This is a genomic window from Niallia circulans, assembly GCF_003726095.1.
Lineage (GTDB): Bacteria > Bacillota > Bacilli > Bacillales > Cytobacillaceae > Niallia > Niallia circulans_A.
In genome coordinates this window covers 3,918,455-3,932,500 of record NZ_CP026031.1, presented here as the reverse complement: position 1 = coordinate 3,932,500, position 14,046 = coordinate 3,918,455, and the positions used below count along the sequence as shown (strand labels likewise).

Sequence of the window (14,046 nt, the reverse complement as noted above, 5' to 3'; positions counted from 1 at the left end):
TAATTTAATCAGTCGGACTCCTTGAGTGCTTCTACCCATTGTAGAAATATCGCTTACTGCCATTCTGATTAAAACGCCACCTGTTGTGATAATCATTACATCTTCTTCACCGGTAACGACTTTCATCGATACAAGATTTCCGTTTTTATCGGTAATGTTGCATGTCTTAATACCTTTTCCGCCTCTACCTTGAACTCTATATTCATCTATCGGTGTTCTTTTTCCGTAACCTTTCTTAGTTACAATCAGTATTTCTGAATTTTCTTCAAGAACTTCCATACCTACCACTTCATCTTCAGATGATAGAGTAATACCTTTTACGCCAGTTGCTGTTCTACCCATAGAACGTACATCTGTCTCTGGGAAGCGAATAAGCAAGCCGTTTTTCGTACCAATAATAATTTCCTTTGAACCATCTGTTAAACGTACAGAGATTAACTCATCGCCTTCTCTTAAGTTAACAGCAATTAGTCCATTATTTCTTATATTAGCAAAAGATGATAATGGAGAACGTTTAGATATTCCTTCTTTTGTAGTGAAGAATAAATACCAATCATCTACAAATTCTGAAACAGGAATAATTGCATTGACCCACTCATCCTTTTCCACACCTAAAAGGTTAATGATTGGAATACCTTTAGCAGTACGGCTGAATTCCGGTATTTCATACCCTTTTAATCTGTATACTTTCCCTTTATTAGTAAAGAATAGAATAGTGTCATGAGTAGATGTTGAGCTTAACTGTTCAACGAAGTCATCCTCATTCGTACCCATGCCCTGAATTCCTCTTCCTCCACGTCTTTGTGCTCGATAAGTAGATGCTGGCAGTCTCTTAATATAACCATTATGAGTTAAGGTTATAATGATATTTTCTTCTGGAATCAAATCTTCATCTTCGATGTTTTCAATTCCACCAGCAATAATTTCCGTACGACGTGTATCGTTAAATCGCTCTTTTACTTCTAGAAGCTCTTCGCGAATAATTTCTAAGATTTTTTCTTCATCCGCTAGAATAGCTTTTAATTCAGCAATTAACTTAACTAATTCTTGATATTCATCTTCGATTTTTTCTCTTTCTAATCCAGTTAATCTTTGTAAACGCATATCCAGAATAGCTTGAGCTTGTTTTTCCGAAAGATTAAAGTTCGTCATTAATCCTTCACGCGCTATATCCGTGGTTCGGGAACTACGAATTAAGCTAATTACTTCATCTAAGTGATCTAAAGCGATGCGCAGCCCTTCTAGTATATGAGCTCTAGCTTCAGCTTTTCTTAATTCAAATTCTGTTCTTCTGCGAATAATAACTTTTTGATGATCCAGATAATGAGCTAAACATTGTTTTAAGTTAAGTACCTTTGGCTGCCCATCAACCAGTGCAAGGAGATTAATACCAAAGCTCGTCTGCATAGCCGTATGCTTATATAGATTATTTAATAAAACATTGGCATTTGCGTCTTTTCGCACTTCAATTACAATGCGCATTCCATTACGATCCGATTCATCTCGTAAATCAGTGATTCCATCAATTTTTTTATCGCGGACTAATTCAGCAATACGCTCTACTAGTCTTGCTTTATTGACTTGATAAGGAATCTCTTTCACAATAATAACTTCCTTACCACTAGGCTTCACTTCAATTTCCACTCGTGCTCTTAATATAATGGAACCTCTGCCAGTCTCATAGGCCTTTCTAATTCCGCTTCTACCTACGATCATTCCGTAAGTTGGAAAATCGGGTCCTGGAATAATTTCCATTAATTCAGGAATGGTAATATCAGCATTCTTACTTACAGCAAGGACTCCATCTATTACTTCTCCTAATTGATGTGGAGGGATGTTTGTAGCCATTCCGACCGCTATCCCACTTGTACCATTCACTAGTAAGTTAGGGAATCGAGAAGGTAATACTACTGGTTCCTTTTCTTCTCCATCAAAGTTTGGCTTGTAATCAATTGTATCTTTATTAATATCACGTAATAGCTCCATTGCTATTTTTGACATTCTTGCTTCCGTATAACGCATCGCTGCGGCAGAGTCACCATCTACAGATCCAAAGTTACCATGCCCATCAACAAGCATATAGCGATAGTTAAAATCCTGAGCCATACGAACCATTGTCTCATAAACAGCACTATCACCATGTGGATGATACTTCCCGATAACTTCCCCAACAATACGGGCCGATTTCTTAAACGGCTTGTCAGAATGCATTCCAAGATCATGCATCGCATATAAAATACGTCGGTGTACAGGTTTTAGTCCATCTCGTACATCTGGAAGAGCACGAGAAACAATAACGCTCATCGCGTAATCTAAAAAGGAATCACGCATTTCTTTACTTATATTTCTATCTTTAATTTGAGAATTTGGCATATCAGCCATGTAAAGGAACCTCCTTAAGAAACAATTAGATCATCTTCTTCCTGACAAAAAGTGTTTTTAGAAAAAGAATATCTAATCGAATTCCTTATGATTAATAGGAATAACTAACTTCTAAAGAAACACACAAGGTGCCAATCTAATCAGCACCAAATTTCTTTTCCTATCTTTAAACATCTAGGTTTTTAACGTAGGTCGCATTTTCTTCAATAAAGTTTCTGCGTGGCTCTACTTTATCACCCATTAGCATTTCAAATGTTTCATCTGCCTCAATGGCGTCATCTAAACTTACTTGTAAAAGTACTCGGTGTTCAGGATCCATTGTTGTATCCCATAACTGCTCTGCATTCATTTCTCCTAATCCTTTATAACGCTGTATATTCGGTTTAGGGGTAGCTGGTAATGTAGCTAGAACTTCTTGTAATTGTTTATCACTATATGCATATTCTAGCTTTTTCCCTTGTTTAATGCTGTATAGTGGCGGTTGCGCGATATAAATATAACCAGCTTCTACAATCTTTCTCATATAACGGTAGAAAAAGGTTAATAATAATGTTCGAATATGAGCACCATCAACATCGGCATCTGTCATAATAACAATTTTATGATATCTCGCTTTGGATATATCATAATCATCCCCAATTCCTGTTCCAATTGCAGTAATCATGGAACGAACCTCATTGTTAGATAAAATCCGATCTAGTCTAGCTTTTTCAACATTAAGTATTTTACCTCTTAGCGGCAGGATTGCCTGGAAATGACGATCTCTACCTGATTTTGCAGAACCACCAGCAGAATCTCCCTCTACTATGAATAGTTCACTAATTTTCGGGTCTCTTGAAGAACAATCCGCCAATTTTCCTGGTAAGCTCGAAACTTCGAGAGCACTTTTACGACGAGTTAATTCTCTTGCTTTTTTCGCAGCAATCCTTGCTCTTAAAGCCATTTGACCTTTGTCTACAATTTTACGAGCTACCGTAGGATTTTCTAAAAGGAACTTCTCAAGGTGTTCAGAAAAAACAGTATCTGTAATGGTACGAACTTCTGAATTTCCTAGTTTGGTTTTTGTTTGTCCTTCAAACTGTGGATCTGGATGTTTAACAGAGACGATTGCAACAAGACCTTCTCTTACGTCTTCACCCGAAAGATTCGTATCTGATTCCTTTAATAAGTTATTCTTTCTTGCATAATCATTAATTACACGGGTGAGGGCTGTCTTAAAGCCAGCTTCATGGGTTCCACCTTCATGCGTATTAATATTATTTGCAAATGAATGAATATTACCGGTATACCCGTCATTATACTGGAAAGAGATTTCAACTGTTATCCCGTCTTTTTCTCCTTCAATATAAATTGGTTCTTCAAAAAGGACCTCTTTATTACGATTTAGATGCTCTACGTATGATTTTATACCACCTTCATAATGGTATTCTTTTCTTTTTTCCAATCCTTCACGTTTATCTTCAATCGTAATACGAATATCACGATTTAAGAAAGCAAGCTCTCTAACGCGATTAGCTAATGTTTCATAGTCATATTCTAATGTTTCCTTGAAAATTTCGCCGTCTGGCTTAAAGTGTGTAGTGGTTCCAGTAGTATCCGTTTCACCAATAATTTCTAAATCAGCAGCAGGAACCCCTTTTTGGTATTTTTGGTAATAAATATTTCCATCCCGATGTACAAAAACCTCTAATTCTGTCGAAAGTGCGTTTACTACCGAAGCACCTACCCCATGAAGTCCACCAGACACTTTATAACCGCCGCCGCCGAACTTTCCTCCGGCATGGAGAACTGTCATGATTACTTCTACAGCTGGTCTTCCCATTTTTTCCTGAATACCAACGGGAATACCACGACCATTATCTTTAACCGTAATACTATTATCTTGTTCGATAATAATATTTATTTCATTACAGAAACCAGCTAACGCTTCATCAATACTGTTATCGACAATTTCCCACACTAAGTGATGCAGACCTCGGCCACTTGTTGACCCGATATACATTCCTGGTCTTTTTCTAACAGCCTCTAAGCCTTCTAAAACCTGTATCTGACTCTCATCATAAGATTGTTGTTCAACTGGATTTTGTTCCGTTGACATATCGATCACCTAACTTTCTATTGACATCAAAAAATTTTTTCATTTAATTTTGCATCATTAGTACTCTTGAATAGTTAACTGGACTATTCTTTTTTTTAACGTATTAGAAGCAATCGGCGAAAAATAGATAGTATCCTTCGTTATCACAATAGATTTATAAGTGGAACTTTTCCCATTGGTCATTGCTTTTTGTCGTTCTAGAAATTCCTTTGAGATAGGAGAGGACTCAACTGTCTGTTTATCTAATATAGTTAAAATTTCTGAAGTTCGCACAAGAATATTTTCTCCAATATGAACGTACACTTTTTCACCTCAAAGTTATTGAATCTTTTTAATCGTTCCGGATTCAACCTGAAAAGTAGCAGCTTCTTTTAACGTTTGATGGTCAATTCCATCAACATTGGTTGTTGTCACAAAAGTTTGCACTTTCCCTTGAATGGTATTTAATAAATGAGATTGCCGGTAGTCATCTAATTCAGAAAGGACATCATCTAGCAGGAGTATTGGATACTCACGAATCTCAGAATAAATTAATTCAATTTCCGCCATCTTTATTGATAATGCAGTCGTTCGTTGCTGTCCTTGTGAACCAAAGGTTTGTACATCTCTATTATTCACATAAAACATCATATCATCACGATGAGGTCCGAATAACGTCATCCCTCGATCAATCTCCCGTTTTTTTAAATGTTGGAATTTTTCTTCGTATATGCTCTTCATTTTCGACAAATCTTGGTCTTCTGATACATCGACGGAAGGTTTATAGCGAATTTCTAGTGTTTCCAACCCGCGAGATATTCCTTTATGAATCGGAACCGCCCATTTTTCCAGCAGATGCAGGAATTCAAAACGCTTTGCGACAATTTTAACTGCCATATCTATAAATTGTTCGGTTAGTATTTCAAGCATTGTATGGTCTGTTTGTTTATTTGTTTGTAATTGTTTTAGGTAGGTATTTCGCTGGTGTAAAATTTTTTGATACTGGCTCATATCATGCAAATATACTGGTGATATTTGCCCTATTTCCATATCAATAAATCTTCTTCTAATTTGCGGGCTGCCTTTTACTAGATTTAAATCTTCAGGTGCGAACATAACTACGTTCATATTACCGATATATTGACTTAGTTTTCGCTGCTCTATATGATTAAACTTTGCCTTTTTCCCTTTTTTAGCCACGACTAACTGCATGGGAATTTTCCCATGTGCCTTAACTAATCTACCTTCTATTTTAGCATATTCTTTGTCCCAACGAATAAGTTCTTTATCATTAGAGGTTCGGTGAGATTTAGCCATAGCTAGAACATAGATAGATTCCATCACATTGGTTTTTCCTTGTGCGTTCTCTCCTAAAATTACATTTACTTTATTTTCGAAAGAAATATTCAGTTCCTCATAATTCCGGTAATTTCTCAAAAGCAACTCATCAATATACATTTGGTTTCACCCTTTTATAAAACAGTGTACTTGCCAAATGAAGGAATATTTATTTCGTCACCACTTCTTAATTTTCTTCCTCTGCGCTGATCCTGTTCCCCATTCACAAATACCTCGTATTCTCCTAGGAACCATTTTGCCATTCCACCTGATTGTATTAACTCTGCTACTTTTAGAAATTGACCTAATGTAATATAATCCGTGTCAATTTTAATTTGATTATTCATCTTTTCACTCTCTCAACTTTAATCGTATCTTTCTATTCTACTAAATAATTTATTGATACACAAAGAAAAGTGTAATATTTCTATAAATAAGTCGTGAATAGTCGAAATGAGCAGGTTAAAACACACTCACAACTTACTTATTAATCGTTTTGTATATTCATGCAACCACTCTATAAAAAGAAAAATTGGGTGTTCATTAAACAGAACACCCAAAACTTTTAATAGGTTCTAACCGGTAATATAAGCTGCAATGTAGAATCATCATTTGTTGGATGAATAACAAATGGTCGCATCGCTCCAGTAAAACTAATTTTCACTTCTGATCCTTCAAGAACTTTCAACGCATCCATCATAAATTTAGCACTGAAAGAAATTTTTAATTCTTCCCCACTAACTGATTCACTCACTAATTCCTCCATTACTTTTCCAATTTCCGGAGTAAAAGAAGAAATTTCTATCACATTATCACTCATGGTTGAAAATTTAACAACATTATTTCGGCCTTCACGTGCAAGTAAGGAAGCACGATCAATGGATTGCAAAAATTCTTTAGAGTTTACAACAATATCCGTCTTGCTTTCAGTAGGTATTAAGCGATTGGTATCAGGATAATTCCCTTCTAACAAGCGTGAGAAAAATAGAATATGTTTCGTTTTAAATAGAATCTGGTTTTCCGTAACAAAAATTTCAACAGGCTCATCATGATCATCTAAAATTCTATTCAACTCATTTAAACTTTTTCCTGGAATAACAATATTAAATGATTGTTCTTCCTCTGTTTCTATTTTTGCTTTTCTTAAAGCTAGTCGATGACTATCTGTTGCAATACAGATTAAATCATTGTTTTCTATTTTCCAGTTTACACCTGTCAACACTGGACGTGTTTCTGAGGTGGACACTGCAAAAACAGTTTGTTTAATAATATTTTTTAGTAAATCTGTAGGAACTTTAATAGAATTTTGTTCCGAAATTTGTGGTAAATGCGGGTATTCCTCAGAATCAAGTCCATTTAAATTGAACTCTGATTTACCAGAACGGATTGTTGTTTGTAAATTATCAACCATAATTTCAACTTGGCTGGTAGGGAGTTTTTTTACAATTTCACTAAAAAACTTAGCTTGTAAAACAATAGAACCAGGCTGTTGGATATCAACTATTTCTTGATCTCCTTCTTCTTTAGGAATAAAAGATTCAATGGAAATATCAGAATCACTTCCAGTTAATGTTACTCCTTCTTCACTCGCAACAATTTTTATCCCAGTTAGAATAGGAATTGTTGTTCTACTAGTAATTGCTTTCATTACATCTTGAACACTTTGAACAAGATGGTCTTTTTGGATGATGAATTTCATTAATTAATCCTCCGATTTAAATAATTTTTGAATGTAAGTTCTAAATGCTTATTTTAATAATATATTTTAAAAAAAATAGTAGTACAAGTAGTAGGTCCTGTTAGTATGTGGATAACTATATTTAAGCAAGGAAACACAGTCTATCAACATGTGGATAGACTGTGTTTAAAGTAAGGCGAGTTATACACATTATTCTATCTAAACTTTTAAGAGTTCATTTATTTCTTTTAATTGTTTTTGAAGAAGAGAGTCTGTTAAAAGCAATTTTGATATTTTTTCATGGGCATGAATAACAGTTGTATGATCACGACCGCCGAACTCTTCCCCGATTTTTGGTAAGGAGAAATCCGTCAATTCTCTTGATAAGTACATAGCAATTTGTCTTGGGAATGCAATGGATTTCGTTCGTTTTTTGGCTTTGAAATCTTCTAACTTGATATGAAAATGCTCTCCTACTACTTTTTGAATATCATGAATGGTTATTACTCGCGGTTTAGAGCTTGGGACTATATCTTTTAATGCTTCAGCTGCTAAATCAGCATTTATATCTTTATTAATTAAAGAAGAATATGCAACAACACGAATAAGTGCACCTTCTAGCTCGCGAATATTTGAATCTATTTGATTAGCAATATAAAGCATTACTTCATTTGGGATGTCTAACCCATCTGCTTTTGCTTTTTTTCTTAAGATAGCAATCCGTGTTTCTAAATCTGGTGGCGTAATATCTGTAATAAGTCCCCATTCAAAACGAGAACGCAGGCGATCCTCTAGTGTTGGAATTTCCTTTGGAGGACGATCACTAGAGATAATAATTTGTTTGCTTTCTTCATGTAACGTGTTAAATGTATGGAAAAATTCTTCTTGTGTTGATTCTTTTCCAGCAAGAAATTGAATATCATCTATTAAAAGAACGTCAACATTTCGATATTTATCACGGAATTCAGCACCTTTATTATCACGGATACTATTAATAAATTCGTTTGTGAATTTCTCAGAAGATAAATAAACTACTTTAGCAGATGGATTATGATCAAGAACATAGTGACCAATTGCATGCATTAAGTGAGTTTTTCCAAGTCCAACTCCTCCATAAATAAATAGAGGGTTATATGCCTTTGCAGGTGCTTCGGCAACAGCAAGGGAAGCTGCATGAGCAAAGCGATTTCCAGATCCAATTACAAAAGTGTCAAACGTATATTTGGAATTTAAAATAGTTTGTTCCGTAACTTCTTCTTCTTTTTTCTTTTGTTTGGTAGAAATTTGCTGATCGAATTCCTCTTCTTTTTGATTTTGAGGAATAATAAATTTTACAAGAAGTTCCTCTCCTGTAATTTCATAAAGTATTTCAGCAATCAGTTGAGAGTACCGTTCTTCTAACCAATCTCGGGCAAATTCATTAGGTGCTGTTACAACTAGAAGATCTCCTTGCAAGGAATTAGCCTTTGTAGGCTTAAGCCATGTATCAAAACTAGGTTTACTAATCTTTGTTTCGATTGTACTTAGGGCATTATTCCAGAGATCCGTTATATTCTTCAAGTATCCTCGCCTCCTTTTCTCAAAGTTAATTGTATTAGCTCTGTTCATCCTAGCAGATGATCTATCTTAAAACGTATAGAAAAAGATAATTTTCAATAGGAATGGTTAAAATTACTCAATTTATCGTTTCTGAAAAAATATTAAAAACAAAAAAAGAGCCTTAAAGCCTTAAGATAAAATCGCTCAGAAATACTTTTGCTAAAAAATTTAAAATCAATGGATGCGATAAGCAGCAATCGTAAACAGGTGTTAAATATTTTTTTTGCAAAAGTTGATATTTTTTTCTTTGCTTCCTGTATTTAGTCGTCAAATTCCTGCAAAAGGAATCATCTAATCGTGACTTTGGACAAAATCTTGCGCTATATTGATATAAATAGGCAAGATAACAGGAAAGTTGTCCTTTTCTAATGTGGAAAAATATATTATAAGGAAGATTAGTGGTATTTCGACAGTATCCACCATCTGTGGAAAACTCTGTTCAGTCACAAAGAATAAGATGTCCACAACTTATCCACAGATTGTGGATAATGGAGTTATGCACAGATTTTATTCAGATGTGAAAACAAAACTATAATAACAAAAATTTATAAGAACTGCAATGCTTTTTAATATCTTATCCACAAGTCAATTAGGTTGTTAGTAATAAATGTCCACAAGGTATTAGTTTGTTGAAAAGTTGTAAATAACTATTGTGGAAAAAATATTACCGTCGAAATTTATCCACAATCGTCGAAAGGATAGTTAAAAATGCTCAAAATTAGATAAATGAAATTTTTGTTGAATATCCAAATTGGTAAAAATTATTCGTTAAGAAATAGAAATGTTGGGAAGGATTATGAAGTAGAATAGAAAAATATGTGGTATACTATTGCAATGGCCTAAAAAGATAGGAACATCACTAAATAAAGTGATCCATAAAATTAGATAAATAAAATGAATAGTTGACAATTAATTGCCTATGTTTATATAATTGTAAGGACTGTCTATAACAGCTATTCCTCAGGGAGGTGTCATATACAATGAAAAGAACTTATCAACCAAATAAACGTAAAAGAAGTAAAGTTCACGGATTCCGTAGCCGCATGAGCAGCTCAAATGGACGTAATGTCTTAGCGCGCCGTCGACGCAAAGGAAGAAAAGTATTATCAGCTTAGGCCACTGAAAAGTCAGTGGTCTTTTTTCAATTAAAAGGAGAAGGGAATGATCTTGCATAAAAGGACAGACCCTTCCTTTTTTTACAATAGATTGGTTTACTTCACGTTAAGATGCCTATCTAATTCTTTCTTTTATTGGGAAATTAGGTAAGTTGGAGGATTGAAGGAGTTATAAACGTTGAAAAAAGAATTTAGAATCAAGAAAAATAAAGAATTTCAGTCTGTTTTTAAAAAAGGGCAATCTTTTGCCAATCGACAGTTTGTTATTTATAAATTGAAAAAAGAAGAACAAGTGCATTTTCGTATTGGCTTATCTGTTAGTAAAAAAATCGGCAATGCCGTAAAAAGAAACCAGATAAAACGCTATGTAAGACAAGCATTTCTTGAATTAGATGACATGTTGGAAAATAAGTATGATTATGTCATAATTGTAAGAAAGCCTGTTGCTGATATGTCTTTTGAAGAAGTAAAAAAGAGTCTTATCCATATTTTGAAAATAGCAAAAGTTCTTTCAAAAAAGAATTAAGGGGAAAATCCTATTAAAGCGTTTCCTACCATTCGTTTATCGGTTACAATACTTATTAAGTAATATTCGAAAATTATATTACAGGAGGATTTGCAGCTTGAATAAGAAATTTTTATTGATAGTTGGTCTACTTTTTTTAATGACCATTCTAACAGGATGTACAGAGTTTAATCAACCAATAACTTCTGAAAGTGAAGGGATTTGGAATGAATACATTGTATATCCATTATCTCAATTGATTATTAAAACAGCAGCATTCGCTGGGGGTAGTTATGGTATCTCTATTATTATCGTAACTATTTTAGTTCGATTGGTTATTTTACCGCTTATGATTAAACAAACAAGAAACAGTAAGGCAATGCAGGCAATCCAGCCACAGATGAAAGAGCTGCAGCAAAAATATAGCTCGAAAGACCAAAAGACACAACAAAAGCTTCAAGAAGAAACAATGAAGTTATTCCAAGAGAATAAAGTAAATCCATTAGCGGGTTGTTTCCCTCTAATCGTACAAATGCCTATATTGATTGGATTTTATCATGCAATTTCTCGTACAAGAGAAATTGCTTCCCATGATTTCTTATGGTTCAGTTTAGGACAGCCTGATCCAATCTATTTACTACCGATTATAGCTGGTGTAACAACATTTATTCAAACAAAACTATCAATGGCAGGAGCACCGCCAAATCCGCAAATGCAAATGATGGTTTGGATTATGCCAGTGATGATTTTAGTATTTGCTATTAATTTTCCGGCAGCATTATCTCTTTACTGGGTAGTAGGGAATATCTTTACAATTGTTCAAACGTATTTTATCAAAGGTCCTGAAATTAAAACTGCTGGACAAACTAGCAAAGCAGGAGGAGCGAAGAAGTGAAAGAAGTTACTGCCGTAGGACAAACAGTCGACGCAGCAGTGGAGTCAGCTTTAGCTCAGCTTAAGACAACAAAGAATCAAGTTGAAATCATTGTTGTTGAGGAAGGAAAAAAGGGATTTCTTGGTTTTGGTTCTAGAACAGCAAAGGTAATTGTAAAGAAAAAAGTGAATCCAGTGGAATTAGTAGAGGAATTTCTCAAAGATGTTTGCGAAAAAATGGGCGTTCCGGTTAAGATTCAAGTAAAACAAAATGGCAGAAATATATTGTATGAATTATCTGGTGAAAAAATTGCTCTATTAATCGGTAAAAGAGGGCAGACCCTTAATTCTATTCAATATCTAGCACAATTGGTCATTAATAGAGAATCAAAAGAATACTTAAAAGTATTATTAGATGCAGAAGGCTACCGTGAACGAAGAAAACAGGCGTTAATTCAGTTAGCGGAAAGAATTGCTTATAAAGCGGTTAAAATAGGCAAAGAGATTCCGCTCGAACCGATGCCCGCTGATGAAAGAAAAACAATTCATACTGCTTTGGTATCTTTCAAAGGAATAAAAACTTACTCTTCGGGAGAAGATGCGAAAAGGCATATAATTATTGCACCGATTAAGATGAAAAATAGATAGAAAAAGAGATTGTCTCTCAAGAAAGAGACAATCTCTTTTTTTGCCTTTAAAAGAAGTTAGTGGTTATTTCCCATTATGGATGGTTCGTTGGTTATTTAGTTTTGGAGGCAGAGCCATGAAAGAAGGAACAAAAGCAGTTATCGATTAAAAGTGATTTAGAAAAAAGTAATAGGAGCTAATAAACTGGATCTAAGCATCCATAAAATTAGTAAGAAGAAGGGCATTGCTTTTGTAATTTTATTTTTCGTTTTATTGTTATTCACATGTGGATAAGATAAAATGGTAAGTAATGATAAAAATGAATGTGGATAAGTGTGCGGATTTTTTTCTTTTTTTACATTTGTGGATATGTTAATCTAATCTATTGTAATCATGTCAAAGGTGAATACAATCATTTAAATAGATATTATTTTTTTGAATTGAGGTGAAAAAGATGGAATTAGATACAATTGCTGCGATATCGACGCCAATGGGCGAGGGAGCGATCGCAATCGTTCGATTAAGTGGACCGGATTCAATAAAAATCGCAGACAAGCTCTTTAAGAGTATAGGAAATAAAAAGTTAAGTGAGGTAGCAACTCATACGATACATTATGGACATATCATGGATCCAGCAACAAATGAGGTTGTGGAAGAAGTAATGGTATCGTTGATGAGAGGGCCGAAAACTTTTACAAAAGAAGATGTTGTCGAAATTAATTGCCATGGTGGACTTGCCTCGGTGAATCGCTTATTGCAGTTGACTACTTCTCATGGTGCAAGAATTGCCGAACCAGGTGAATTTACAAAAAGAGCCTTTTTGAATGGAAGAATCGATCTTTCTCAGGCAGAAGCGGTAATGGATTTAATAAGAGCCAAAACAGATCGAGCGATGAATGTAGCACTTGGACAAATGGAAGGAAGATTATCGAAATTAATCAAGCATTTGCGCCAAGAAATTTTAGAGACATTAGCTCAAGTAGAGGTTAATATAGATTATCCAGAGTATGATGATGTGGAAGAGATGACACAGCAAGTGATGTTCGAGAAATCGAAGTATATTAAGACGGAGATTGAAAAATTACTGCAAACATCACAACAAGGAAAGATTCTGCGAGAAGGTCTAGCAACCGTTATTGTGGGAAGACCAAATGTAGGGAAATCCTCTTTATTAAATAGTTTAGTGCAAGAAAATAAAGCAATCGTTACAGATATCCCTGGTACAACAAGAGATGTCATTGAAGAATATGTAAATGTGCGCGGAGTTCCTCTTCGTTTGCTGGATACTGCCGGTATTCGAGAAACAGAAGATATTGTAGAGCGAATAGGGGTAGAGAAATCTCGGAAGGTACTACGAGAAGCAGATTTAATTTTGCTTGTCTTAAATTATGCGGATGATTTAACAGAAGAAGATAAGAATATTTTTAAGGCAACAGAAGGTATGGATTTTATTGTAATAGTTAATAAAACAGACTTACCACAAAAGATTGATTTAGAAAAAGTAAAAGAACTTGCCGGTAATCGAAAAGTCATTACGACTTCTTTAGTAGAAGAAAATGGTGTAGATCAATTAGAAGAGGCAATATCCAGCCTATTCTTTGAAGGTTCCATTGAAGCAAGTGATATGACTTATGTTTCTAACTCTAGACATATTTCCTTATTGAATCAAGCATTAAATGCTATTAGTGATGCAATAGTAGGCGCAGAAACTGGAACACCAATCGATATTGTACAAATTGATTTGACAAGAACGTGGGAAATACTTGGTGAGATTATTGGTGAAAGTGTTCATGAAAGCTTAATTAATCAGTTGTTCTCGCAATTTTGTTTGGGGAAATAAATGAATTAACAT

Annotated in this window: 12 protein-coding genes (1 of these 12 running past the window's edge); 5 read left to right on the top strand and 7 right to left on the bottom strand. The window is 34.5% G+C overall.

The features are described from left to right. The 7 genes from gyrA to dnaA form a co-directional block, all read right to left on the bottom strand. Nucleotides 1-2,382, bottom strand: the 5' portion of a protein-coding gene (gene gyrA, locus C2I06_RS18755) for a DNA gyrase subunit A (RefSeq protein ID WP_123258652.1). 141 nt of this gene lie to the left of the window's left edge; 2,382 of the gene's 2,523 nt are visible here — the first part of the coding sequence; it begins with the start codon at nt 2,380-2,382; the stop codon falls past the left edge of the window. Between the two features lie 166 nt (nt 2,383-2,548). Next, nucleotides 2,549-4,480 carry a DNA topoisomerase (ATP-hydrolyzing) subunit B gene (gene gyrB, locus C2I06_RS18750; protein ID WP_095333220.1) on the bottom strand — a complete coding sequence of 644 codons (1,932 nt, stop codon included), beginning with the start codon at nt 4,478-4,480 and terminating at the stop codon, nt 2,549-2,551. Between the two features lie 57 nt (nt 4,481-4,537). Further along, nucleotides 4,538-4,783 carry an extracellular matrix regulator RemB gene (remB, locus tag C2I06_RS18745; protein WP_047944610.1) on the bottom strand — a complete coding sequence of 82 codons (246 nt, stop codon included), beginning with the start codon at nt 4,781-4,783 and terminating at the stop codon, nt 4,538-4,540. Between the two features lie 15 nt (nt 4,784-4,798). Beyond that, entirely contained in the window at nt 4,799-5,917 is a 1,119-nt protein-coding gene (recF, locus tag C2I06_RS18740) for a DNA replication/repair protein RecF (protein WP_095333221.1), read from the bottom strand. 14 nt (nt 5,918-5,931) lie between these two features. After that, on the bottom strand, nt 5,932-6,144 hold the full coding sequence (gene yaaA / locus C2I06_RS18735; protein WP_047944608.1) for a S4 domain-containing protein YaaA: 213 nt from the start codon (nt 6,142-6,144) through the stop codon (nt 5,932-5,934). A gap of 218 nt (nt 6,145-6,362) precedes the next feature. Next, entirely contained in the window at nt 6,363-7,496 is a 1,134-nt protein-coding gene (gene dnaN, locus C2I06_RS18730; protein ID WP_095333223.1) for a DNA polymerase III subunit beta, read from the bottom strand. A gap of 198 nt (nt 7,497-7,694) precedes the next feature. Then, nucleotides 7,695-9,035 (bottom strand): chromosomal replication initiator protein DnaA, encoded by a 1,341-nt coding sequence (dnaA, locus tag C2I06_RS18725; RefSeq protein ID WP_095333224.1) that lies wholly within the window; start codon nt 9,033-9,035, stop codon nt 7,695-7,697. A gap of 1,019 nt (nt 9,036-10,054) precedes the next feature. Between dnaA and rpmH the strand changes: the two genes are divergently transcribed. From rpmH to mnmE, 5 genes are all read left to right on the top strand, one after another. Next, nucleotides 10,055-10,189 (top strand): 50S ribosomal protein L34, encoded by a 135-nt coding sequence (gene rpmH / locus C2I06_RS18720; RefSeq protein ID WP_016201470.1) that lies wholly within the window; start codon nt 10,055-10,057, stop codon nt 10,187-10,189. Between the two features lie 178 nt (nt 10,190-10,367). After that, nucleotides 10,368-10,715, top strand: a complete 348-nt coding sequence (gene rnpA / locus C2I06_RS18715; RefSeq protein WP_047944605.1) for a ribonuclease P protein component — start codon at nt 10,368-10,370, stop codon at nt 10,713-10,715. 139 nt (nt 10,716-10,854) lie between these two features. Further along, nucleotides 10,855-11,589 (top strand): YidC family membrane integrase SpoIIIJ, encoded by a 735-nt coding sequence (gene spoIIIJ / locus C2I06_RS18710; RefSeq protein WP_369988879.1) that lies wholly within the window; start codon nt 10,855-10,857, stop codon nt 11,587-11,589. Continuing rightward, nucleotides 11,586-12,215, top strand: coding sequence for an RNA-binding cell elongation regulator Jag/EloR (jag, locus tag C2I06_RS18705; RefSeq protein ID WP_095333227.1), 630 nt, complete (start codon nt 11,586-11,588; stop codon nt 12,213-12,215). Before spoIIIJ ends, jag begins: the two co-directional genes overlap by 4 nt. Before the next feature lie 433 nt (nt 12,216-12,648). Then, a complete protein-coding gene (gene mnmE / locus C2I06_RS18700) occupies nt 12,649-14,034 on the top strand; it encodes a tRNA uridine-5-carboxymethylaminomethyl(34) synthesis GTPase MnmE (RefSeq protein ID WP_095333229.1) in 1,386 nt (461 codons plus the stop codon). Nucleotides 14,035-14,046: the final 12 nt, after the last annotated feature.

Bases quoted from the DNA above. Each gene is read 5' to 3' on its own strand.
- recF (WP_095333221.1), bottom strand. From the start codon at position 5,917: ATGTATATTGATGAGTTGCTTTTGAGAAATTACCGGAATTATGAGGAA.
- rpmH (WP_016201470.1), top strand. From the start codon at position 10,055: ATGAAAAGAACTTATCAACCAAATAAACGTAAAAGAAGTAAAGTTCAC.
- spoIIIJ (WP_369988879.1), top strand. From the start codon at position 10,855: ATGACCATTCTAACAGGATGTACAGAGTTTAATCAACCAATAACTTCT.
- dnaN (WP_095333223.1), bottom strand. From the start codon at position 7,496: ATGAAATTCATCATCCAAAAAGACCATCTTGTTCAAAGTGTTCAAGAT.
- yaaA (WP_047944608.1), bottom strand. From the start codon at position 6,144: ATGAATAATCAAATTAAAATTGACACGGATTATATTACATTAGGTCAA.
- gyrB (WP_095333220.1), bottom strand. From the start codon at position 4,480: ATGTCAACGGAACAAAATCCAGTTGAACAACAATCTTATGATGAGAGT.
- mnmE (WP_095333229.1), top strand. From the start codon at position 12,649: ATGGAATTAGATACAATTGCTGCGATATCGACGCCAATGGGCGAGGGA.